At 54.2% G+C, this 21,923-nt stretch carries 23 protein-coding genes; 16 read left to right on the top strand and 7 right to left on the bottom strand.

Annotated features, from left to right (window positions below; translation table 11 throughout):
- The 6 genes from ACEQ15_RS15385 to ACEQ15_RS15360 all read left to right on the top strand — a co-directional run.
- Positions 1–342, top strand: a 342-nt coding sequence (locus ACEQ15_RS15385; RefSeq protein ID WP_370280112.1) for a hypothetical protein, incomplete at its 5' end; no start/stop codon positions are given.
- Positions 343–377: 35 nt separating this feature from the next.
- Positions 378–1,757 (top strand): class II fumarate hydratase, encoded by a 1,380-nt coding sequence (locus tag ACEQ15_RS15380; RefSeq protein WP_370280111.1) that lies wholly within the window; start codon positions 378–380, stop codon positions 1,755–1,757.
- Positions 1,758–1,777: 20 nt separating this feature from the next.
- Positions 1,778–2,224: a hypothetical protein gene (locus ACEQ15_RS15375; RefSeq protein ID WP_370280110.1), complete on the top strand. Its 447-nt coding sequence runs from the start codon at positions 1,778–1,780 to the stop codon at positions 2,222–2,224.
- Positions 2,225–2,253: 29 nt separating this feature from the next.
- A complete protein-coding gene (locus tag ACEQ15_RS15370) occupies positions 2,254–2,469 on the top strand; it encodes a hypothetical protein (protein ID WP_370280109.1) in 216 nt (71 codons plus the stop codon).
- On the top strand, positions 2,466–2,966 hold the full coding sequence (gene sodN, locus ACEQ15_RS15365) for a superoxide dismutase, Ni (RefSeq protein ID WP_370280108.1): 501 nt from the start codon (positions 2,466–2,468) through the stop codon (positions 2,964–2,966). The genes ACEQ15_RS15370 and sodN overlap by 4 nt, the downstream gene beginning before the upstream one ends.
- 18 nt (positions 2,967–2,984) lie before the next feature.
- Entirely contained in the window at positions 2,985–3,296 is a 312-nt protein-coding gene (locus ACEQ15_RS15360) for a S24/S26 family peptidase (protein ID WP_370280107.1), read from the top strand.
- Positions 3,297–3,359: 63 nt separating this feature from the next.
- Here the strand turns inward: ACEQ15_RS15360 and ACEQ15_RS15355 are convergent, their stop codons facing one another.
- Together ACEQ15_RS15355 and ACEQ15_RS15350 are read right to left on the bottom strand one after the other, a co-directional pair.
- The gene (locus tag ACEQ15_RS15355) at positions 3,360–3,596 is read right to left on the bottom strand and encodes a YdcH family protein (RefSeq protein WP_370280105.1); all 237 of its coding nucleotides are present in this window, start codon (positions 3,594–3,596) and stop codon (positions 3,360–3,362) included.
- A gap of 187 nt (positions 3,597–3,783) precedes the next feature.
- Positions 3,784–6,411, bottom strand: coding sequence for a molybdopterin-dependent oxidoreductase (locus ACEQ15_RS15350; protein ID WP_370280104.1), 2,628 nt, complete (start codon positions 6,409–6,411; stop codon positions 3,784–3,786).
- A gap of 219 nt (positions 6,412–6,630) precedes the next feature.
- On the opposite strand from ACEQ15_RS15350, the gene ACEQ15_RS15345 reads away from it, so the two are divergent.
- The 9 genes from ACEQ15_RS15345 (at position 6,631) to ACEQ15_RS15305 (ending at position 16,801) form a co-directional block, all read left to right on the top strand.
- Positions 6,631–7,245, top strand: coding sequence for an ANTAR domain-containing response regulator (locus ACEQ15_RS15345; RefSeq protein WP_370280103.1), 615 nt, complete (start codon positions 6,631–6,633; stop codon positions 7,243–7,245).
- A 19-nt stretch (positions 7,246–7,264) separates the two neighbouring features.
- Positions 7,265–8,302: a CmpA/NrtA family ABC transporter substrate-binding protein gene (locus ACEQ15_RS15340; RefSeq protein WP_370280102.1), complete on the top strand. Its 1,038-nt coding sequence runs from the start codon at positions 7,265–7,267 to the stop codon at positions 8,300–8,302.
- A gap of 120 nt (positions 8,303–8,422) precedes the next feature.
- Positions 8,423–8,551 (top strand): hypothetical protein, encoded by a 129-nt coding sequence (locus ACEQ15_RS15335; protein WP_370280101.1) that lies wholly within the window; start codon positions 8,423–8,425, stop codon positions 8,549–8,551.
- A gap of 237 nt (positions 8,552–8,788) precedes the next feature.
- A complete protein-coding gene (locus ACEQ15_RS15330; protein ID WP_370280100.1) occupies positions 8,789–9,478 on the top strand; it encodes a flagellar brake domain-containing protein in 690 nt (229 codons plus the stop codon).
- A 402-nt stretch (positions 9,479–9,880) separates the two neighbouring features.
- Positions 9,881–11,260, top strand: coding sequence for a CmpA/NrtA family ABC transporter substrate-binding protein (locus ACEQ15_RS15325; protein WP_370280099.1), 1,380 nt, complete (start codon positions 9,881–9,883; stop codon positions 11,258–11,260).
- 75 nt (positions 11,261–11,335) lie between these two features.
- Positions 11,336–12,334 carry an ABC transporter permease gene (locus tag ACEQ15_RS15320; protein ID WP_370280098.1) on the top strand — a complete coding sequence of 333 codons (999 nt, stop codon included), beginning with the start codon at positions 11,336–11,338 and terminating at the stop codon, positions 12,332–12,334.
- 24 nt (positions 12,335–12,358) lie between these two features.
- Complete coding sequence (locus ACEQ15_RS15315; protein WP_370280097.1) at positions 12,359–13,285, top strand: ABC transporter ATP-binding protein; 927 nt, start codon at positions 12,359–12,361, stop codon at positions 13,283–13,285.
- A 197-nt stretch (positions 13,286–13,482) separates the two neighbouring features.
- Positions 13,483–14,952 (top strand): NarK family nitrate/nitrite MFS transporter, encoded by a 1,470-nt coding sequence (locus ACEQ15_RS15310; protein WP_370280096.1) that lies wholly within the window; start codon positions 13,483–13,485, stop codon positions 14,950–14,952.
- Between the two features lie 106 nt (positions 14,953–15,058).
- On the top strand, positions 15,059–16,801 hold the full coding sequence (locus tag ACEQ15_RS15305) for a protein kinase (protein WP_370280095.1): 1,743 nt from the start codon (positions 15,059–15,061) through the stop codon (positions 16,799–16,801).
- On the opposite strand, the gene ACEQ15_RS15300 is transcribed toward ACEQ15_RS15305, so the two are convergent.
- From ACEQ15_RS15300 to hisI, 3 genes are all read right to left on the bottom strand, one after another.
- Entirely contained in the window at positions 16,798–18,138 is a 1,341-nt protein-coding gene (locus tag ACEQ15_RS15300) for a dihydroorotase (RefSeq protein WP_370280094.1), read from the bottom strand. The genes ACEQ15_RS15305 and ACEQ15_RS15300 overlap by 4 nt on opposite strands.
- A gap of 13 nt (positions 18,139–18,151) precedes the next feature.
- Complete coding sequence (gene folE2 / locus ACEQ15_RS15295) at positions 18,152–19,138, bottom strand: GTP cyclohydrolase FolE2 (RefSeq protein ID WP_370280093.1); 987 nt, start codon at positions 19,136–19,138, stop codon at positions 18,152–18,154.
- Between the two features lie 68 nt (positions 19,139–19,206).
- Positions 19,207–19,581: a phosphoribosyl-AMP cyclohydrolase gene (gene hisI / locus ACEQ15_RS15290; RefSeq protein WP_370280092.1), complete on the bottom strand. Its 375-nt coding sequence runs from the start codon at positions 19,579–19,581 to the stop codon at positions 19,207–19,209.
- Between the two features lie 160 nt (positions 19,582–19,741).
- Between hisI and ACEQ15_RS15285 the strand changes: the two genes are divergently transcribed.
- A complete protein-coding gene (locus ACEQ15_RS15285) occupies positions 19,742–20,416 on the top strand; it encodes a DUF1826 domain-containing protein (protein ID WP_370280091.1) in 675 nt (224 codons plus the stop codon).
- A gap of 115 nt (positions 20,417–20,531) precedes the next feature.
- Here ACEQ15_RS15285 and ACEQ15_RS15280 read toward each other — a convergent pair whose 3' ends face one another.
- Together ACEQ15_RS15280 and ACEQ15_RS15275 are read right to left on the bottom strand one after the other, a co-directional pair.
- Positions 20,532–20,708, bottom strand: coding sequence for a hypothetical protein (locus ACEQ15_RS15280; protein ID WP_370280090.1), 177 nt, complete (start codon positions 20,706–20,708; stop codon positions 20,532–20,534).
- A gap of 29 nt (positions 20,709–20,737) precedes the next feature.
- On the bottom strand, positions 20,738–21,097 hold the full coding sequence (locus tag ACEQ15_RS15275) for a hypothetical protein (protein WP_370280089.1): 360 nt from the start codon (positions 21,095–21,097) through the stop codon (positions 20,738–20,740).
- Positions 21,098–21,923: the final 826 nt, after the last annotated feature.

Here is a 21,923-nt window from a genome sequence, read left to right as displayed (position 1 = left end):
CTGAATGAGACAGTTGATTACAACACGCTGGAACGCATGATCCGCAACGGCCATCAGCCTGACAATCCCTGTCTGCTGGATCGTTACCTTGCCCTGGGCGAAGCCCGTGCGAGTGCCTACCGGCCAGCTGCGGCACGGCATGCTGTGCACATGCGCACCTACACCACCCTGCTGGAAACGATCTGCGATAGCTGTATCGCAACCCACTGGCGGGTGCTCTGTCTTGACCAGATCTACAAGCCATTAATTGCAATGGAACGGCTTGCCAGTACTCAAACAGATAAGAAGCAGATCAGAAAGCTGCACAACGATCTCTCTGTTCTGAGCCACTACTTCCTATAACCAGTCAATCGACCAGAAACGTAGAAGGAATCACTATGAGCACTACACGCATTGAACGGGACAGCATGGGCGAACTGGACGTACCGACCGATGCCCTCTATGGCGCCCAGACCCAGCGAGCCGTCAACAACTTCCCGATCAGCGGCCAGCCGATGCCCGAGGCCTTTATCCGTGCTCTGCTGCTGATCAAATCTGCTGCGGCGATCAGTAACAGCCAGCTCGAATGCCTGACCCAGCCGCAAGCCGATGCCATTATCTCCGTCTGCTCAGAGTTGCTGGAAAGCGACAACCTGATGCAACACTTCCCGGTGGATGTATTCCAGACCGGTTCGGGCACCAGCTCCAATATGAACGTTAACGAGGTGATCGCCACCCTCGCCTCCCGCAAGCTGGGCGAAACCATCAGCGCCAACGACCACGTCAACTTCGGTCAGAGCAGCAACGATGTGATCCCAAGCGCGGTCCATGTGAGTGCGGCTATGCAGTTGGACCACCTACTACTGCCCGCCCTGCGCCACCTGCTCAGCACCATCGAAACCAAAGCGGATGCGGTGAAAGACTACTGTAAAACCGGTCGCACCCACCTGATGGACGCCATGCCGGTGCGCATGGACCAGTCCCTGCACGGTTGGGCGGCACAGATCCGCCAGAACATCCAGAACCTGGAAGCGATGCAGGCGGCGATCCAAACCCTGGCTCAGGGAGGCACCGCCGTGGGCACCGGCATCAATGCTCACCCGGATTTTGCCCGCGCCTTCAACAAGAACCTGAGCGGCCTGACCAACATTACGTTCACGCCAGGTGAGAACCTGTTCGCGCTGATTAGCTCCCAGGACACCGCCGTGGCACTGTCCGGCCAACTTAAGGCCACCGCAGTGTCAGTGATGAAGATCGCCAACGACCTGCGCTGGATGAACTCTGGTCCGCTGGCCGGCCTCGGCGAGATCTCCCTGGAAGCACTGCAGCCGGGCTCGTCCATCATGCCGGGCAAGGTCAATCCGGTGATCCCGGAAGCAGCCGCAATGGTCGCCGCACAAGTGATCGGTAACGACACCGCGATCACCATCGGTGGTCAGTCCGGCAACGTGGAGCTGAACGTAATGCTGCCAATGATCGCCTACAACCTGCTGAACAGCATTGAGCTGCTGGCCAATAGCACCACCCTGCTGGCCGACAAAGCGATCGCCAGCTTCACCGTTAACGAAGAGAAACTGACCGAAGCCCTGCACCAGAACCCAATTCTGGTCACCGCCCTGAACCCGATCATCGGTTATCTGAAAGCGGCGGAGATTGCGAAGCAGGCTTACAAAGAGAAACGCGCCATTATCGATGTAGCGGAAGAGAACACCGATCTGTCCCGTGAAGAGCTGGCCCGCCTGCTGTATCCAACCAAACTGACGAAAGGCGGAATTTAAGCCAGGGAAGGTAATCGACGATGGAACAGCCGATAGATCAGTGGAAAAGCGCGATCACCGCAGGAAACGATTGCTTTAACGCACAGCGCAACGGTGAGGCGATCCGGCATTATGAAAATGCCAAAGCGGTCGCCTGCGCCCTCTACCCGCAATCGCGGGATGCCGAAGAGGCGATCGCTGCCGTGGTTGTGAGTTACCACAACCTGGCCGATCTCTACCTGCGGGAGAACCTGCCAGAGCTGGCTGAAATTGAGCTGCAGAAATCCCACACCTACGTGCTGAATGCGCTGCGCGATCACGAAGAGCAGTCGCCGCGCAGGCTCTGCCCCAAGTGCTATGAATCCCGTGCCGATGCACTGCTGAAAGCGGCCAGCCGCACCTATCTGGCCCTGATACGGCATCGGGGCACTCACAGCGGTAATACCCAACAAGCAGAGCCGGTCAGACCGCCTCTGCTGACTCATTAATCTCACAATAACTCAAAGAGAAACACACAATGACCAAGCCATCTGCAAAATTGATGACGATTGCGTCCCTGCTCGCCGTGTCCGGCGCAGCTCAGGCACACCCGGGCCACGACCACGCCCACTGGTTCAGCGACGTTAACCACCTGCTGTTCTACGGTACCATCGCAGCGGTGATCGGTGCGGGTGCACTGGTTGTACGTTCGCGTCGTAAGGCTGCGGCACGCAAAGGGGAGTCTGAAGAATGATGCACGCTCTGTTTAAACGTCTGGATAACACCTTCTCATTTGATCGCGCAGACGCACACTGTGATATTCCCTGCAAAATCTACGATCCGGCCACAGCCCAGATTGCGGCACTGAGTGTGATCCGCCTGATGGACCTGATCGCGGAGTTGGGTGAAAAGGAGAACCTGTCCCTGGCAGATCAGGCCCAATTGGCCCGCCTGGTTGCCGAGAAAGAAACACATGCCACCAAGGTCAAAGACGAAGTGCGTGTGATCTGGGGTGACTACTTCAAGCAACCGCAGTTTGAGCAGTTCCCGAACACCAACGAACTGGTACACAGCATCATGCTGGCCGGTTCTGCCTGCAAGCAGCATATCGGCCGTGAAAACGGTGAGAAACTGCTGACGCTGGTAAACGAGTTTGCCGCGGCCTTCTGGGCAACCAAGGGTGTGGACACTTACACCGCTGAATGTCCTTATCCACCAGCGATGCAGGTGGTTTACCCGAAACTGGGTTAACCGGGGAATAGCCGATCTATGTCACTGCAGGTACACCGGGTAAGGGGCCAGAGTATGTCGCCCTACTACAACAATAACGACTACGTCGTCAGTTTTCGCTGGCGGGGCATGCACTTCTGCGTTGGTGACGTGGTCGTACTCAACCATCCACGTTTTCTCACCATCATTAAGCGTATTGATGCGATCAATGACAGCGGTGAACTGCGCCTGCGGGGTGACAATCCAGCCAGTACCGGCAGTGACCAGATCGGCTGGCAACCCCAGCATCGGGTGCTTGGTAAAGTGATCTGGCATATCGCGCCCAACCAACCCGCTAAACAGGCAACATAAGCCTGCCCATCAGGCAAAAAAATACCCGCTCACTGGCGGGTATTTTCTATTTCAGGATACCGATCAATTGATCAGCATCTGATACAGTTTGTCTTTGAGCTGCACACGTTTCAGTTTGTACTCCTCCTCGGTCTGTGTAGTCACAGGCTCGATCTCGGTTTCCATACGTTCCACGTCTTTGGTCAAATCATGATACTCGTTAAACAGGCGAGCAAAATGTGCGTCAGACATTTTCTTCTCGTGGATGCGCTCACGCAGTTCTGGAAAGTCATGTACCAGGTCGTGGTGTTCGATGCTCATTAAGGTTTCCCCTTCAGTCTAGTTCTCGTTCCTTGAGTTCAGTCTCCTCCTCACCGTGGGGTGCGGCATTGACGCGCATCAACAATTATTCCGGCATATAAAAAACGCCGCTTACGACGGGAAAACCTCTCCAAATTCCCCATCACAAACGGCGTGATAAAACAGTCTTTAGTTCAGATACAGACGCCTATCCGGCCTTGGTAAAGAAACCTTCCAACTCAGGAATACAAGAGCCACAGTTGGTTCCACACTTGAGTTTTTCACCCAGTGCCGCAGCCGAACCACAACCCTGCTTGATCGCCTTGTCGATGGCAGTGGTACCCACCTGGTAACAGCTGCAGATAATGGTGCCCGGATCTTCCATCTCCACGTTGGTGGCACTCAACAGATAGCGGTACTGCTGGCTGTCCAGCGATGGCTGCGTAAACAGCTGATCGATCCAGTCGGTGGATGGAAAACTGTTGTATGGAGTGATCAACAGCACCCAATTCAGGCGCCCGTGCAACAAACCTGCCGCCCGGAATGACCGGCGCGCCGGGTCCTCAATCCACAGGTCGGCTTCGCCCAGATGGTCGATACACCACTGCTCCCAGCTCTTCACCGCATCCAGGCCCGCAATGTGGTAGGCATCACAGTTGGTCTTGGGGATACGTGCCCAGTAATCCACCTCGGGTACCGAGATCGACTTGGCGGTGAGCAGCCAGCCTTCCCATTTCTCATTGAGCGGTTCCATCTGCACAGCAGCGTGCTTGGATTCCGGCTGGCCGGAGAGCGGATCGGTGACTGGGGCCACCAGCGCGCCCATCCGTCCCTGCGAGGTAAAGGCTTCGTTCCAATGCATCGGCACGAAGATCTCACCTTTACGCTGACCCTCTTCGATCCGCGCACGGGCGAAGTAGCTGGCCTGGCTGTTGGTCACTTTCACCAAGGTGCCGTTGCTGATATTGCGGATCGCCGCGTCACGCGGGTGCACTTCCACAAACGGCTCCTCCCGGTGATTGAACAAGCGCGGCGCGGTACCGGTGCGGGTCATGGTGTGCCACTGATCGCGAATACGGCCGGTATTCATCACCAGTGGCGTACGGTCGGTTGGCTGCTGCACCGGCGCCCGTGGAATGATCTCCACAAAGCGGGCACGTCCCGATGGCGTAAAGAATTCCCCATCGCCGAACAGACGCGCGGTGCCTTCCGGTTTGTCTGCGGTGACCGGCCACTGTACGGGTTTGAGGTTGTCGTAGGTGAAGCGGTCGATACAGGTGAAATAGCTGATATCGAAGTCTCGACTGCCATTGTTCTCGAACCCGGACAGTTCAGCATGCTCAGCAAAAATTTCATGGGGATGGCTGTAGTTAAATGCCTCCCCATACCCCAGACGTTTAGCTACTTCACACAAAGCCCACCAATCATGACGGGCTTCACCGGTGGCCGGAATCAATCCACGCTGACGGGAGATACGACGCTCGGAGTTGGTTACCGTACCGTCCTTCTCACTCCAGCCGGTCGCCGGCAACAGGATATCGGCGTACTTGGCGGTATCGCTGCCACTGACACACTCGGACACCACCACGGTTTCACACTTATCCAACGCCCGCTTGATCTGATCCGCATCCGGCAGACTCACCACCGGGTTGGTAGCCATGATCCAGACGGCTTTCACATCACCCCGTTCAATCGCCTGAAACAGCTCCACCGCTTTAAGGCCCGGCTGCGTGGCCATGTTTGGTGCCTGCCAGAAACGCTGAACCCGGTCGATCGAGACCTCATCAAAATCCATATGGGCCGCCAACTGGTTGGCCAGGCCGCCCACTTCGCGACCACCCATAGCATTGGGCTGACCGGTGAGCGAAAACGGGCCCTGACCGGGATGGCCGACACGGCCGGTTGCCAGGTGGCAGTTGGTGATCGCGTTGACGTTGTCCACACCGCTGGCGGACTGGTTGGAGCCCTGCGAGAAGAAGGTGATCGTCTTTTCCGTGGCACCAAACCAGTTAAAGAAGGTAAGCAGTGATTCCACCGGCAGATCACAATCCTCCGCCAGCTGGCGAGGATCACCGGCGCTGTTTACGGCTGCGTCCAACGCGTACTCGAAGCCATCGGTGTAGCGCTTGATATAGTCCTGATCCAAGTAGTCGTTACCCGCCAGCCAGCTCAGCAGGCCGTTAAACAGACGGGTATCGCTGCCCGGCTTTAAGGCCAGATGCAGGTCCGCCAGACGGCAGGTAGCCGTTTCACGCGGATCGATCACCACCACTTTCAGATCGGGATTGTTCTTTTTCGCCTGCACCATGCGCTGGAACAGGATCGGGTGGTTCCAGGCGGTGTTGGAGCCGACCAGTACAATCAGGTCAGCGACTTCGATGTCGTCATAACAGCCCGGTACGGTGTCGGTACCAAAGGCACGTTTGTGGCCGACCACCGTGGATGCCATACACAGACGGGAATTGGTATCGATGTTCGCAGTGCCAATAAAACCTTTCATCAGTTTATTGGCAACATAGTAATCTTCGGTCAGAAGCTGACCCGACAAATACAGTGCAACAGAGTCAGGACCATGCTCCTCAATAGTGCGGGCAAAACGTGCAGCGACCTCATTCAGGGCATCATCCCAGTGCACAGGCTGGCCATCCACATAGGGTTTTAACAGGCGACCTTGACTGTCTAGTGTCTCATGCAGACTTGAACCTTTTACACACAGTCGGCCAAAGTTGGCTGGATGGTTCGTGTCGCCGCGAACCCCGCTTACCTGCCCTGCATCCCGCATGACTTCTACGCCACAGCCCACACCACAGTAAGGACAGGTCGTTTTAGAATTCATGTGAAACCTCCAAAAAAAAAGCCCGATACCAGGCCAGGAGAGACCGGTATCGGGCGACATTGCCCAGCAACTATAAACGTCTTAGTTAACGCAAAATGAAGCTCAGTTAACTCCAAACTCCATACCCTGGTAGAGCAATGGCCGTGCCAACAATCACAAAAACATAAAGGCACATTTATTGCAGAGTCTTTATCTCGCTCCAAATAGGTTAGGTAGTAGATGAAAGACTCCCGTTCACTCGATGTATTGATTATCGATGACGAACCCACCCGTGCCGAGGCGCTGTTTGATGCCCTGAATGCGCTTGGCCATAAGGTGGTGTGTCACCTGTCCGATTCGCGCCGACTCTGTGATCAGGTCAGCGAACTCAGTCCGGATATGGTGATTATCGATATGGACTCCCCCAACCGAGACACGCTCGAAAGCATGGCGGCAATGAGCCGCAGTAATCCACGCCCGATCGTTTTCTTTGCCGAAAAAGCCGACGACCGCGAGAGCATCTCCGCCGCCATCAGTGCCGGCGTCAGTGCGTATGTCGCCGACGGTCTGCAAACCGACCGGGTGAAAGCGATCATGGACACCGCCATCGCCCAGTTTGATGCCTACCACTCCCTGCGAACCGAGCTGGAGAAAACCAAGTCCCAGCTATCGGAACGTAAAGTGGTTGAAAAGGCCAAGGGGATGCTGATGAAACATCAGGGATGTGATGAAGAGCAGGCGTACAAAACCCTGCGCAAGCTGGCGATGGATCGCAGCCAGAAACTGGTGGAAGTGGCCCAGAGCGTGATCGATATCCTGGAGCTCACTACCCTGCCGAACGCAGGCAAGCGGTAAGTACGAGGAACCACGAAGTATGAGTATTGCAACACCTGAAAAAACAGCCTTAAAGCTAGGTTTCGTGCCGCTGCTGGATTGTGCGCCACTGGTTATCGCACGTGAAAAAGGTTTCTTTGAAGCGGAAGGACTCAATGTAGTCCTGTCCCGTGAATCCAACTGGGCCAACATTCGTGACAAGGTCAGCTTTGGCCTGTTGGATGGCGCCCAGATGCTCTCACCGATGCCGCTGGCCGCCACACTGGGCCTCGGATCGCAAACCACACCGATGGTGACCGCGCTTGCCCTGAGCATGAACGGCAACGCCGTCACGCTTTCTGCCGAGTTGTATCGGGCACTGAGCCCGCAGCTGCGTGACCGGCCCAATCCGGCCGAAGTGGGTAACGCCCTCAAACAGTGGATTGGTACACTACGCACCAAACCGGTGTTCGCAACCGTTTACCCCTACTCCTGCCAACACTATCAGTTGCGTTACTGGCTCACCGCCAGCGGTATCAATCCCGATGACGATGTTACGTTAATAGCCGTGCCGCCCACCCAAATGATCAGCACCATGCGTGACCATATGATCGATGGTTATTGCGCCGGCGAACCCTGGAACAGCCTCGCACAACAGTGTGGTGAAGGCAGGGTTGCACTCACCGGGTATCAGATCTGGCCCGATTCGATCGAGAAAGTGTTTGGGGTCACCCAGCGCTGGGCGGATGCCCATCCGCATACCCACGCGGCGCTGATTCGGGCGCTGGTAAACGCCTGCGAGTGGCTCAGCTTCAGCGACAATCATCCGGAAGCACTTGAGTTGCTCAAGCTGCCGCCGTATCTGGATCAGAGTGCCATCCCGTTAGGCCATACCGATACTGTGCTGCCGATCATGCAGTCATTCTTCGGCCCCGGTGTGAACTGCCCATCCCTCAGTCACGCGCACCTGATGCTGGAGCAGATGGAGCGCTGGGGTCAGTGGAGCGGTGGTGATCGGGACCAGATCGCACGGCAGGTATACCGCCACGACATATACTCCAATGCGCTGGGGCTGGACCGGCTATCGCAACACGCCTAAAGAAAAATCCGGTCGGGAAACTAACATTGGTCAAGTTCCCGACTGATTTACTCGGTTACTATCCATATCGCTCTCAACAACGATTTAACAAAAACGCCTAAACAACCATAAGGAGGCCATATGAGTTCATGTTGTGGTGTATGCGGTGGACAGGATACCGAAGAGGTTAAGCAGCAGGAGCAGGCTGCAAACACCAATGCGGAAGAACAGCAGCCGGCAGATAAATCCGGACAAGATTCTGAAGCATAAGCCGTCTAAAATCAGGCGTTAGTTCTCCCCTTTCTGCTGCGCCTGATTCCCCCTGCCCTTTCGATTTCGCCAATTTTCCAATGCCCGGCTTACCTTCCAATCTGGTATTTCCCACAAAAAATACCAACGTTTTCGCAAAATAGTCCCAACTCTCATAACCAATTATTACTAAACATTAAGGCAGCAGAATAACAAACGATCGTTTGGACGTAGCGATGGAATAAAGGGGAAGCGCCGATGCAAAACATCAACGTAACACCCGTCGACCAGTTACCAAACTTTCGGGCAGGAACCCGTATTCAAATATCATCCCAGGATGGAAAGCTCAGATTCTTAACGTCTCTGGTGGGCATTGACGGTCATGATGCAATTGTTGCGCATCTACCAACAACCGAAGAGCTTGAAGTGGGTCACTGTAAGGTCACAATCCCTCTACAGTGGTACGAAGCTTTTTTTAAAGTGAAAGAGAATCTGGTTATCAGGCTTGTCGATAAAGGCGTTGTCTATGCCTTTGAAACCTCTGTACTGGAAGTGGCCGGGCACAAAAGCCGGTTATTGATGCTGAACTACCCTAAAGAGATCTATCTTCAGGATTTACGCAAAGAACCCCGTTATCCCTGTACGCTGCTGGCAAGGGTGTATAGCGAAAGGGAGCCGTTAGAGGGTCTTGTAAAAGACATCAGTTTTGGCGGATGCCAGATACGCATTCCGGAAGGCTATAAGCTGGACGAGTTTAAATCCATGCGAGGTGCCGATCACTTTATGGCCTTTGAAATCATGCTGCCCGAGTGCGACAGCTATTACGTATTTAAAGGCGACCTGATTTCTGTGTTATCTCAGCCCTATGGATTACGCCTCGGAATCTCGTTTAAAAGTGCTTATTCCGAAATAAAGGGATATCTGAACTCACTGCATCTCGACGACTGAATCTCCTTCACCTCCGTTAATCTCCTCATATAGGTGCACTCGCTGATCCAATATCGGTGCACCTGCCCCAAAACGGATATTAAACATCGTCCCAAAACGATGCCTGATTAAAATCCGCCGCCCTATATTGCAGCGCAACAAAACCCAACAGTTTGTATTATTCACAACCGAATTATTCTTAAGATACTGATATAGAACAACTTTTAAAAACTGGCACATCCCCTGCTATAGCCTAGCCATCAAACGTACCAATGGCGGTACGAGATAAACATCCGGAAAACCCACAGTGTTGGGGGTTTTACAAACAACCGGAACCGAATCAGGCAAAGGCGTCTGTTCACCCAGCTATAAGAGCCGGGAGAACAACGCCTTTTTTTTTTTGGGTTATCAACGGAGATGGCTATGTCTAAGAAATCACACTCCCTGCTAAGTCGTGCAATTCGCACCGCAGTACTGGCTGCCAGCCTGGCTTCACTGCCCGCCATGGCGGAACTGGGCGAACCAGAAAAGGAAGATCTTAAGTTCGGCTTTATCAAGCTGACCGATATGGCGCCACTGGCTGTTGCGTACGAAAAAGGTTACTTCGAGGATGAAGGCCTCTACGTTCAGCTGGAAGCACAGGCAAACTGGAAGGTCCTGTTGGACCGTGTGATTGATGGACAGCTCGACGGTGCACATATGCTGGCGGGTCAACCTCTGGGGGCCACCATCGGTTTTGGTACCAAAGCCGATATCATCACCGCATTCAGCATGGACCTGAACGGCAACGCTATCACTGTCTCCAATGACATCTGGAGCCAGATGAAGCAACACGTACCAAATGGCCCGGACGGCAAGCCGGTACACCCGATCAAGGCCGACGCCCTGAAACCGGTGGTAGAGAAGTACAAGGAAGACGGTAAGCCGTTCAACATGGGTATGGTATTCCCGGTATCTACCCACAACTACGAGCTGCGCTACTGGCTGGCTGCGGGCGGTATCCACCCAGGCTACTACGCACCACACAAAGGTGACACTTCCGGTCAGATCGATGCAGATGCGCTGCTGTCCGTAACCCCTCCTCCACAGATGCCGGCCACCATGGAAGCCGGCACCATCTACGGTTACTGCGTAGGTGAACCATGGAACCAGCAGGCCGTATTCAAAGGTATCGGTGTACCGGTTGTAACCGACTACGAGATCTGGAAAGACAACCCGGAGAAAGTATTCGGTGTATCCAAACAATGGGCGGATGAGTTTCCAAACACCCACATTCGTGTCGTGAAAGCGATGATCCGTGCAGCCAAATGGCTGGATGAGAACAACAACGCCAACCGCCCTGAAGCGGTGAAAATCCTGTCCCAGTCCCAGTACGTGGGTGCCGACTACGACGTAATCGCCAACTCCATGACCGGCACCTTCGAATACGAAAAAGGCGACAAGCGTCAGGTACCGGACTTCAATGTATTCTTCCGTTACAACGCCACCTACCCGTACTACTCCGACGCGATCTGGTACCTGACGCAGATGCGCCGCTGGGGTCAGATCGAAGAGCAGAAACCGGACAGCTGGTACATGGACATTGCCAAGAAGGTTTACCGCCCAGACATCTACCGCAAAGCCGCTGAAGAGCTGATCGCTGACGGTGTGATCGGTGCTGACGAATTCCCGGATTTCGCGTCTGAATCCGGCTTCAAGAAGCCTCAGACCCACTTCATCGACGGTATCACCTACGACGGCACCAAGCCGAACGAGTACCTGAAGAAGTTTGAGATCGGTCTGAAAGACGATCAGAAGATCTGATCCTCTGCGCCTCCGGGCCGGGCATCGCCTGGGGGCGCCTTAGAGCGAGAGAGAGTAAGCGCGGGAGTATCCATTATGAGTCATTCATCTACCAACCTATTTAGCCCTGTACTGGCGATCTTCCAGAGCGAGAACCCTGGCGCATCAGTACTGAGCTTCTTCAAGCAGCTGATTATGCCGGTGATCGGGATCCTGGTGTTTCTGCTGATCTGGGACATCGGTGCAAAAAACATTCACACCTCACTGGGTACCTTTCCCGGGCCTGTACAGGTTTACGAACAAACCCTCGGCCTGATCGACGAACATCAGGCGGAGCGCAATAAAGAAGTGGCGTTTTACGAGCGTCAGGAAAAACGTAACGCCAAGAAGCTGGCCAAGAACCCGGATGCGAAGGTAAAGATCCGTCCATACACCGGTAAGCCGACCTTCTTCGACCAGATCGGAACCAGTTTGGTCACCGTACTGGCTGGCTTCGTACTGGCCTCCCTGATCGCGATTCCGGCGGGCATCATGATCGGTCTGAACCAACCGCTCTACTCCGCGCTGAATCCCCTGATTCAGCTGTTTAAACCGGTCTCACCGCTAGCGTGGCTACCACTGGTGACCATGGTAGTCAGTGCACTCTATGTCAGCAAAGATCCGATGTTTGCCAAGTCCTTTATCACCTCGCTGGTGACCGTATCTCTCTGCTGTCTGTGGCCAACACTGCTGAACACCGCAGTGGGTGTATCTGCCATCAGCAAGGATCTACAGAACGTATCCCAGGTACTGCGTCTCTCTTTCATGACTCACGTGGTGAAGATCGTACTGCCATCGTCCATTCCGATGATGTTTACCGGTCTGCGTCTCTCCCTGGGTATCGCCTGGATGGTACTGATCGCCGCGGAGATGCTGGCACAGAACCCGGGCCTGGGTAAGTTTGTCTGGGACGAGTTCCAGAACGGCAGTTCCAACTCCCTCGGCCGCATTATGGTGGCGGTACTGGTGATCGGTCTGATCGGTTTCATGCTCGACCGCATCATGCTGCTGATTCAGAAGAAAGTGTCCTGGGATAAGACCGCGGTACTGCGCTAATTCAACCTCACAAGGAGACGAATCATGACTACGACACATCTCGAACTGACCGGGGTTGATATCGAGTTCCCAACCCCGAAAGGCCCATTTAAGGCCCTGGACAACGTCAACCTGAAGATCAAAAAGGGCGAGTACATCTCCCTGATCGGTCACTCCGGTTGTGGTAAATCCACCGTTCTGAACATCGTGGCTGGCTTGTATCAAGCCACCAAGGGCGGCGTGCTGCTGGACGGCAGAGAAGTCAACGAACCCGGCCCTGAGCGTGCCGTGGTGTTCCAGAACCACTCCCTGCTGCCTTGGCTCACTGCCTATGAAAACGTGGAGCTGGCGGTTAAGCAGGTCTTCAAGGGCAAGAAGAGCAAGGCGGAAATGAAGGCGTGGATCGAACACAACCTGGAACTGGTGCACATGACCCACGCCATGCACAAACGCCCGGATGAGATCTCCGGTGGTATGAAGCAGCGAGTCGGTATCGCCCGTGCGCTGGCAATGGAGCCGAAAGTACTACTGATGGACGAGCCGTTTGGTGCGCTGGATGCCTTAACCCGAGCCCACCTGCAGGACTCCCTGATGGAGATCCAGAACGAGCTGAGCAACACCGTGATCATGATCACCCACGACGTGGATGAGGCTGTACTGCTCTCTGACCGCATCGTGATGATGACCAACGGTCCGGAAGCGACGGTGGGCGAGATTCTGGAGATCGACCTGCCCCGCCCGCGCAACCGCATCGAGCTGGCGGATGACCCGCAGTACAACCACTACCGTGCCGCTGTGCTGAGCTTCCTGTACGAGAAACAGCGTAAGCCGGAAGAGAGTGGCGCAGCTGCAAAACCGGCCAAAAAAGAAAAGCTGGCACGCAACCTGCAAAACGATACTACAGAAGAAACAACCGGCGCTGTTTCAACGGCTGAAACAACCACCGGTAACGACAAAGTTAAAGCGGCTTAAGCCCTAAGCCCCATAAATACTGGGGATACAGCTTAAGTCAGGCAAAGCGGCCTCCCAATCCAGCCCGGTGCAATGGCGCACCACCAAGGCGCATTTACCGCTTCTGCCGCACAATTTTGAACAAAGGCGTTCATGCCCCGCCCCCTGCAAAGGGAGCGGGCTGAACGCCTTTTTGCGTTTTTATAGAGGGCACATTTATGCATGACAGCGGAAAACTTAACCTGCTTTCCTTCACGGGAAAGATGAAGATCCTGCACTTCAGTTGGATCGCTTTCTTTATCACCTTCTTCGTCTGGTTTAACCACGCGCCCCTGCTGGGTTCCATCGCCGAATCCCTCGGCCTCACCAAGTCCGAAGTAAAAACCCTGCTGATCCTGAACGTGGCGCTGACCATTCCGGCCCGTATCATCATCGGCATGCTGACCGACAAGTTTGGTCCACGCATCACCTATGCTGCGCTGCTGTTCCTCGCCAGCATCCCATGTTTCATGTTTGCCCTCTCCGACAGCTTTATGCAGGCGGCGATCTCCCGCTTCCTGCTGGGCTTCATCGGTGCCGGTTTCGTAATCGGTATCCGAATGGTGAGTGAGTGGTTCCCGGCGAACGAACTGGGTACCGCAGAAGGCATCTACGGTGGCTGGGGTAACTTCGGTTCCGCCGCAGGTGCGATGACCCTGCCAACTCTGGCGTTGCTGTTTGGCGGTGAAGACGGCTGGCGTTACGCTGTCGCTCTGACCGGTGCCTTCAGTCTGATCTTCAGCTTTATCTGGTACAAAAACGTATCCGATACACCAAAGGGTTCCACCTACTTCAAACCGAAGAAGATCGGCGGTCTGGAAGTGACCAGTAAGTCCGACTTTGTCTTCCTGCTGATCATGAAGATTCCGATGTATGCTGCCCTGTCGCTGCTGACCTGGAAACTGTCTCCAGCGGGTGTCTCCATGCTGTCTGACTCAGTAGCACTGGGTATCTACCTGTCCCTGGGCCTGATCTTCATTTATGACTGCTACAGCGCCTACAACGTTAACCGCGAGATCTTCGAGAAGCCGGTACCGGAAGTTCACCAGTACAAGTTCAAGCAGGTTGCGGTACTGAATGTACTCTACTTCGCTACCTTCGGTTCTGAGCTGGCCGTGGTTTCCATGCTGCCGCTGTTCTTCGCTGACGTATTCGAGCTGGATATGGTGTACGCGGGTCTGCTGGCTTCTGCCTATGCGTTCATGAACCTGATGTCCCGCCCGGGTGGTGGCTGGATCAGTGACCGCTTTGGTCGTAAGAAAACCCTACTGATCCTGACCGCCGGTCTGGCAGTGGGTTACGCCACCATGTCGATGATCGACAGCTCCTGGCCGCTGTTCCTGGCCGTAGGTGCAGCGATGGCGTGTTCCTTCTTCGTACAGGCGGGTGAAGGTGCGGTATTCGCAGTAGTACCACTGATCAAACGTCGTCTGACCGGTCAGATCGCTGGTATGACCGGTGCCTACGGTAACGTGGGTGCGGTGTTCTACCTGACCGTGCTATCCATGGTGAGCTACGAGATCTTCTTCAGCGTAATCGCCTGTACGGCGGTACTGGGCTTTATCGCCCTGCTGTTCCTGGAAGAACCAAAAGGTCACATGGCGGAAGTGAAAGAAGACGGCACCGTCGAGCTGATCGAGGTTTCATAACCTGAACTGAATCGTTGGGCATCACTGCGTGATGACCAACCTACGCACATTGTAGGTTGGCCATCGCAACGCGATGCCCAACACCAAGAACAAAAAGAGCACTATGATGACCAGCCAGCAGCCACCCCGCACTAAACTCAGCGTCCGTTTCGGCGGCAAGTCGATCGCCGGTGTAAAGGCGATCAACCAGGACGCCTTTGCCGCGCAGCAGCCGGAAGGGATCGACCTGGAGTTTAAGGGTGTGGCCGCGGCCATCGCCGACGGTGTCAGCAGTTGTGCCGAATCCCATATCGCCAGCCAGACCTGTGTCACCGGTTTTATTCAGGATTATTTCAGTACGCCACACAGCTGGAGCGTTAAACACTCAGTGTCCCGTGTACTGACCGGCCTGAACAACTGGCTGCATCAGGAAAACAGCCAGGCGAGCCGGGAGAAGGACAGCATGCTCTGCACCTTCTCTGCCCTGGTCATTAAATCCAACACCGTGCACTGGTTCCATGTGGGCGACTCCCGTATCTACCGTTTTCAGAACGGTGAACTAGAGCTGCTGACCAAGGACCATACCCGCCGCGAAGCGGGCCGCAACTATCTGGCCCGCGCCATGGGTGGCGACCAACATCTGGAGGTGGACTACAACTCCATGGTGTTGGAACCCGGCACTCAGTTACTACTCACCACCGACGGCGTGCATGAATTCCTGAAATCGTCCCAGATCAGCAATCGATTATCTGAAGGTGGTGATCTGGAACAAACCGCTGCCGATCTGGTGCAGATGGCAATGGACAAGGGCAGCGATGACAACCTCACCGCCCTGCTGCTCTCAGTCGATCAACTACCGCAGGAAACCCTGGACGAGAGCCACAACCGCCTCACCCAGCTGCCGATCCCACCGGTACTGGAGGTGGGCAACAAGATCGACGGCTACGAAGTACTGGATGTAATCTTCAGTGGCACCCGCAGCCATATGTATCAGGTGAAGGATCTGGAAAGCGGCGAGCACTATGTGCTGAAAGCACCTTCCATGAACTTCAGCGAAGATACGCTCTATCTGGATGGCTTTATCCGCGAGGAGTGGGTCGGCCAGAAGATTGACCATCCCAACGTAATGAAAACCTTCCGTCCTACACGGGCGAAACGTTTTCTCTACTATCTGGGTGAACATATCGAAGGCATGAGCCTGCGCGACTGGATCAACGACCACCCCGAACCGGGCCTGGACGAAGTGCGCCGTCTGGCCACACAAATAATCCAAGGGCTGCGCGCCTTCCAGCGTGCCGATATGATCCACCAGGACCTAAAGCCGGAAAACATCATGATCGATGGTGACGGCCGGGTGAAAATTCTTGATTTTGGCACCGTACATATCGCCGGCATTGAGGAGATGAACTCACCACTGGATAAGTCGGTGCCGCAGGGATCGGTCAACTACGTGGCACCAGAATACCTGATGGGCGAATCCGGTACCTTCCGCGCTGACCTGTTCTCCTTAGCAGTGATTGTCTACGAGATGCTGACCGGCAAGTTGCCGTTTGCCGAGCGCAGTGTGAAACAGGTGCAGATCAGTCACTACTCTGAATTCAGCTACACACCAGCGATCCAGCACCGACGTGATCTGCCGCTGTGGATGGAAGGTTGCCTGCGCAAGGCGCTGCAACCCAACCCGGCCCATCGCTACAACGCCTTGTCGGAGTTTATTCAGGACCTGACCGTCCCCAACTCGCAGCTGGAAGCTAAGGTGCGCCACCAGCCGCTGTTGGAGAAAAACCCGACCCGGGTCTGGCAGGGCATCGCCGCGATTTTGCTGCTGCTCAATCTGGTGCAGCTGTTCCTGCAGGATGCGGCGGGTTAGCGCCTGTTAAAGCTCAGCGCCTGCGCTGCTTCGGTGTTGGCGATTACCTGGGTGCCATCAAACACCTCCACACCGTTAACAAAGGTTTGGCAGATGCGGGCACGGAAGCGTTCACCCGTAAACGGCGTCCAGCCGCACTTGTAACGGACCGATCCATCCTGGATCTGTTGTGTCGCGTTCAGGTCCACCAGCACCAGGTCAGCGGCGTAACCTTCACGAATAAAGCCCCGGTTAGCCACCTGATAGCGAATTGCCGGGTTATGGCAGGCTTTCTGCACCACCTGTTCCAGGGTAAACACACCCTGCTGGTAAAGCTCCAGCAACATCGGCAAGGCATGCTCGACCAAAGGCAGTCCTGCTGGCGCCTGCATATACGGTTGTTCCTTTTCGCTTAGCAAATGCGGCGCGTGATCGGTGGCAATCACATCGATCACATCATTTCTCACCGCCTCGCGCAGGGCATCCCGGTCACTCAGTGCTTTCACCGCCGGGTTACACTTGATGCGGTTGCCACGTTCAGGGTAATCCTGATCGCTAAACCAGAGGTGGTGCACGCAGGCTTCAGCAGTAATCCGTTTATCCGCCAGATTGCCCGCCGTAAACAGCGCCAGCTCTTTCTCGGTAGTCAGGTGCAACACATGCAGGTTACTGCCGTGTTTTTTAGCCAGCTCCACCGCCATGGAGCTGGAGGCGTAACAGGCATCCACATCACGGATCACCGGATGCATCTCCACCGGCACCTTACCTCCGTACTGCGCACTGATCCGTTCGGCGTTGGCATCGATCATCCGACTGTCTTCACAATGGGTGGCAATCAGGATCGGACAATCACGGAAGATCAGATCCAGCGCTTTAGGGTCGTCCACCAGCAGATTACCGGTGGAGGCGCCCATAAACACCTTCACCCCGCAGACGCGGGTTGGATCAACGGCGCGGATCTGGTCGATATTGTGGTTGCTGGCACCAAGGTAAAACGAGTAGTTCGCCACCGAACGCTGCGACGCCCGCGCAAACTTTTTGCCCAGCTCATCCATGTTCAATGTTGGCGGATCTACGTTGGGCATCTCCATGTAGCTGGTGATACCACCCGCTACTGCCGCCGTCGATTCACTGGCGATATCACCTTTATGGGTCAGGCCCGGCTCACGAAAGTGAACCTGGTCATCGATCATACCCGGCAACAGGTGCAAACCGCTGGCATCGATTACACGATCCGCGGCTTCATGCTGAAGGTCGCTACCTATTGCTTCAATATGGCCGTCTTTTATCAGCACATCACAGGTGCGTTGTTCACCTTCATTCACAACGCAGGCATTCAGAATCAGTGTACTTCCCATAATATCTTCTCCGTTAGCCGTTCAATTGTGGGGTGAAGCCACCCGCTACACCACGGGTAGTGATAGCGACCGCGTTGTGGGCATGCAGGCTCTCTTCGTGCGAGACCTTGAGCCAGAAATCACGGATCAACTCTTCTTGCATCAACGAACCACGGATACGACGCGCGGCATCTTCGCAGAACATCAGGTTGCTGCCGTTTAGCTGGGCAAATGCCTGCTCGTCTTCACGCTTTACCGCGGTTTGCACCGGTGTCTGCAGTGCGTTTTCAACCACATTCACCAGCTGAACCAGTGGGAAGCCATCATCCACTGACTCGCTCTCCAAACGTAGCTTCAGATAGGCCCAGGAACGCTGGCTGTGCGGCGTTGCAATCGAACCGCGGTCGCTCAGCAGCCATTCACTGATCTGCGCTTTGCTTAGCGTGGTTTCATCCGCAAAGTCCTGCTGCAACGCCTCCTCCAACAACTGGCGGGACAGCGACGCTGAACAAGGACAGGTACTGGAGTACGGCACACTCAGTTTCAGGTCGATGGTTACTAAGCCTTCACGAAGCTCCGCATCGATCTCAACGGGATACGCTTTCCAACCGGCATACTCGCTCTTCAGCGCAGGTCGGTTCAGCAGGTAATCAAAGCTAAGATGCAGACGCACCGCGTCACTGATTCCATCCTGGCTCTCACACTGGGAGTGCATCAGATCACTGAGTAAACGGGGGGTCAGAGGACTCTCTGCACAGCGTTCCTGCAACAACAGGTACAGTCGGGACATATGAATGCCCTTGGTCGCCGGATCGGTGATATTCACGTAGGTCTGCACACTAGCATCACACTTCACCACGCCCTGATCCCGATCCTTCAATCCAACCGGCAACGCAATGCCCGCCATTCCTACCCAATCCAGGGTGGATTGCACGGATGCATTTGTGGACTGAGTAATGTCCGGCAGTGTGCGAACCGGCTGTGATTCTTCACCCGAATTAGGGTTAACCATCTTATTCATCACTAGCCTCCGCTTCCTTCTGCGCACCGGGCATATTTGCGTTTACACGCACCACCTGATCGTCGGGCCTAAGAGAAATAGAAACAATTATCACGTCCTGTATGACACGCAGCACCGTCCTGGTCTACCAGACACAGCAAGGTGTCGCCGTCGCAATCGATACGCAGCTTGATCAGCCTTTGCAGATGCCCACTGCTCTCCCCTTTTTTCCATAGCTTGTTGCGCGAGCGGGACCAGTAGGTCACCCAGCCCGTGCTGAGCGTCAGCGCCAATGATTCCCGGTTCATCCAGGCCATCATCAGTACTTCACCGCTGTCATGCTGCTGAGTGATCACCGGGATCAGGCCGTCACGGGTCCAGGCAAGCTGCTCTAAAAAATCATCTTTGGAAAATTCAGTACCCTGGGGGCTGGGTTCGATCTGTTGGAAATAGGCGCGTGTCATTGAGGTCGTCGTTATTCGTAGGCTTATGGAAGGTGCGAACAAGGCAGAGTGTCTTGCCGGTTCTGCACAGCTCCTTCTTTTGTTATTGTTATAACATAACATTGCAAAAAGCAGTTAACGCTTTCCTTTCCAACGAATCCTGATAACGACACTAATAACAATGAATGCAGCCACTGAAAGTTCATTAATAGACGCGGTTTCAACCCAGCAGCCTACCCGGGTTGCACGTATTGGTGACCAAGCCGAAGTTCTGGGCGAGATCTACCAGCCCGAATGCAACCTCGCCGTCTGGCAACGCGACCTCGAACACGAGATCGAGCACTACATGACCCAACTCACCGAATCCAACCGACAGGTCAACCTGCGTTGCCTCATCGGCACCGGCGAAGAGATGCGCGAAGAAATCACAGCACAGCTGAGCCGTGCACTGCCTAACTTTGCTTCTACAGTTGGGGACGGCAAAGAAGCGCTGATCAACAACATCTGTGAACTGGTCGAGATGTACCAGTGCCTGTTCGAACCGGAACAGATCGGCGTACGCCTGGCGACACTGCAACGCGCCATGTGCCCGAAATTCCATGTAGACTTGCTGCCTGCGCGAATGGTTACCTGCTTTAGCGGCGCTGGAACCCAGTGGCTACCTGAGCCAGAAAATGGAGAACAACGTATCCCGGAAATAGAACCAGACAGGTTCGAGCAAATCAGCACCGGTGATGTGGCGCTGTTGAAAGGTGATGGCTGGTTTGAGAATGAAGGCTTTGGTGTGGTGCACCGTTCTCCGCCGGTGGCAGAGGGAGAGACTAGGATGTTTCTATCTTTGGATTTTACGGATTGAGTTTGTAAGGACAAAGCGGACAACGACAACGTCCGCTTTCGACCCGAAGCGGTCATTTACGCCCGTATCTCACGCCACCGAAGGCGGTCGCAGTGGATGCGCTTGTTATGTGTGATTAACTTTTGGGTGAACCCTTAACAAAGTAAGAAATAGGCTCTTTTTTCCATTCAATAAGTATTTCATGGCACTTGGGGCAGGCGACGCTGTCTGTATCTTTATGGCCAAGCTGCCATACGACAAGCACCGATGTGTGGCCACATTTTTTGCATGTTTTTGTTGTTTCAGTAGTCATAGAATATTCCCTACATTTTAGACTTGTTACTAATCTAGGAGTCCTTTTTCTCTGAGTTCCTTAATATCGTTAGAAACTGTTTTTTGTGAAGTCATTGTATAGTGGGATATTTCCATTTGAGTTTTCCCCTGAGCTTTCAATACTTTCACACGCTCTTGGCGTTCTGCCTTATTGCGAGGTTTTGAAATGTTTACTTGAGACTCTTGGCTAACACCTGCAAATTCATGTTTTTGCATTGTTATACGAGCACTCCCATCAGGAGAATCTGCGCTAAAGATCACAGACCCATCATTATTCCACTCCATTTTGGCATTCTTTACTTGCCCAGAACTGATAGCATCAGCAATATCCTTAACTTCTGTTGGAATGCGCACAGGTGGCTTTGCCATGTATCTCTCCTTTTGCAATCGTTACGACGGAGGGTGACTTTATCATAAAGGTATAGAATTACTAGTAATTCCTAGAAAGCCGATGGCTGTGTCGAATATGGAAGCACATAACATCTATGGACGCCCCTTGTTGTGCAAGGTTGGTAAGCTTGCAAGGTACGCATTGGATGTGACAGAAGACGGTGGAGGGAGGTAACCAATAAACCGATCATGGCCTAACGAGAAGCATCCAGTAGCAACAAGAAGCTGCGATAACACAACCTATCAGCAATGCCATGAACAGACAATAAGCATTAGCTGTGGCGGCTTTGTGCCGATAAGCGACTATTCTGGTCACTTCACCTGTCACCCGTCAGTCAGCTGGGAAAGAGGTCGGTTTCCGACCCGAAGCGGTCATTAATGCCCAACCTTAGGGCTTACTTGTCGATGCGAAACGGCTTAGTTCAACATCATTTAGTTAGCGATATCTGTACCACGTATTAGCTACAGACATTACGTTTATAATTTTCTTGCCTATCCAAGTTACAAAAATTCCAAAGGCGATAACACTGACCCTAAGCTCAATAGGAGCTTCGGTTTGTTGAAATTCAGCTACGACTGCAAAAAGAATAACTCCTGGGCCAAACATCAAATAGTGCCCCCAAACTATCAACGCAAACATCGGTGATTTCGCTAACGGAGAACTCTTAAACCTGATTCCGTGACTTAAAACTCAGCTTCGCATCTCCACACACCTGTAACCACGCGGCCTGCGGCGGTAATATGGACGCCATTCTCGATTCACCCAGACAGTGATATCTGACTATGCGTACCTTCAAGCTGGAAC

This window comes from Pontibacterium sp. (assembly GCF_964228735.1).
GTDB lineage: Bacteria > Pseudomonadota > Gammaproteobacteria > Pseudomonadales > Balneatricaceae > Pontibacterium.
This window is presented reverse-complemented; position numbering and strand designations above follow the sequence as displayed.

Bases quoted from the DNA above. Each gene is read 5' to 3' on its own strand.
- ACEQ15_RS15380 (WP_370280111.1), top strand. From the start codon at position 378: ATGAGCACTACACGCATTGAACGGGACAGCATGGGCGAACTGGACGTA.
- ACEQ15_RS15375 (WP_370280110.1), top strand. From the start codon at position 1,778: ATGGAACAGCCGATAGATCAGTGGAAAAGCGCGATCACCGCAGGAAAC.
- ACEQ15_RS15370 (WP_370280109.1), top strand. From the start codon at position 2,254: ATGACCAAGCCATCTGCAAAATTGATGACGATTGCGTCCCTGCTCGCC.
- sodN (WP_370280108.1), top strand. From the start codon at position 2,466: ATGATGCACGCTCTGTTTAAACGTCTGGATAACACCTTCTCATTTGAT.
- ACEQ15_RS15360 (WP_370280107.1), top strand. From the start codon at position 2,985: ATGTCACTGCAGGTACACCGGGTAAGGGGCCAGAGTATGTCGCCCTAC.
- ACEQ15_RS15355 (WP_370280105.1), bottom strand. From the start codon at position 3,596: ATGAGCATCGAACACCACGACCTGGTACATGACTTTCCAGAACTGCGT.
- ACEQ15_RS15350 (WP_370280104.1), bottom strand. From the start codon at position 6,411: ATGAATTCTAAAACGACCTGTCCTTACTGTGGTGTGGGCTGTGGCGTA.
- ACEQ15_RS15345 (WP_370280103.1), top strand. From the start codon at position 6,631: ATGAAAGACTCCCGTTCACTCGATGTATTGATTATCGATGACGAACCC.
- ACEQ15_RS15340 (WP_370280102.1), top strand. From the start codon at position 7,265: ATGAGTATTGCAACACCTGAAAAAACAGCCTTAAAGCTAGGTTTCGTG.
- ACEQ15_RS15335 (WP_370280101.1), top strand. From the start codon at position 8,423: ATGAGTTCATGTTGTGGTGTATGCGGTGGACAGGATACCGAAGAGGTT.
- ACEQ15_RS15330 (WP_370280100.1), top strand. From the start codon at position 8,789: ATGCAAAACATCAACGTAACACCCGTCGACCAGTTACCAAACTTTCGG.
- ACEQ15_RS15325 (WP_370280099.1), top strand. From the start codon at position 9,881: ATGTCTAAGAAATCACACTCCCTGCTAAGTCGTGCAATTCGCACCGCA.
- ACEQ15_RS15320 (WP_370280098.1), top strand. From the start codon at position 11,336: ATGAGTCATTCATCTACCAACCTATTTAGCCCTGTACTGGCGATCTTC.
- ACEQ15_RS15315 (WP_370280097.1), top strand. From the start codon at position 12,359: ATGACTACGACACATCTCGAACTGACCGGGGTTGATATCGAGTTCCCA.
- ACEQ15_RS15310 (WP_370280096.1), top strand. From the start codon at position 13,483: ATGCATGACAGCGGAAAACTTAACCTGCTTTCCTTCACGGGAAAGATG.
- ACEQ15_RS15305 (WP_370280095.1), top strand. From the start codon at position 15,059: ATGACCAGCCAGCAGCCACCCCGCACTAAACTCAGCGTCCGTTTCGGC.
- ACEQ15_RS15300 (WP_370280094.1), bottom strand. From the start codon at position 18,138: ATGGGAAGTACACTGATTCTGAATGCCTGCGTTGTGAATGAAGGTGAA.
- folE2 (WP_370280093.1), bottom strand. From the start codon at position 19,138: ATGAATAAGATGGTTAACCCTAATTCGGGTGAAGAATCACAGCCGGTT.
- hisI (WP_370280092.1), bottom strand. From the start codon at position 19,581: ATGACACGCGCCTATTTCCAACAGATCGAACCCAGCCCCCAGGGTACT.
- ACEQ15_RS15285 (WP_370280091.1), top strand. From the start codon at position 19,742: ATGAATGCAGCCACTGAAAGTTCATTAATAGACGCGGTTTCAACCCAG.
- ACEQ15_RS15280 (WP_370280090.1), bottom strand. From the start codon at position 20,708: ATGACTACTGAAACAACAAAAACATGCAAAAAATGTGGCCACACATCG.
- ACEQ15_RS15275 (WP_370280089.1), bottom strand. From the start codon at position 21,097: ATGGCAAAGCCACCTGTGCGCATTCCAACAGAAGTTAAGGATATTGCT.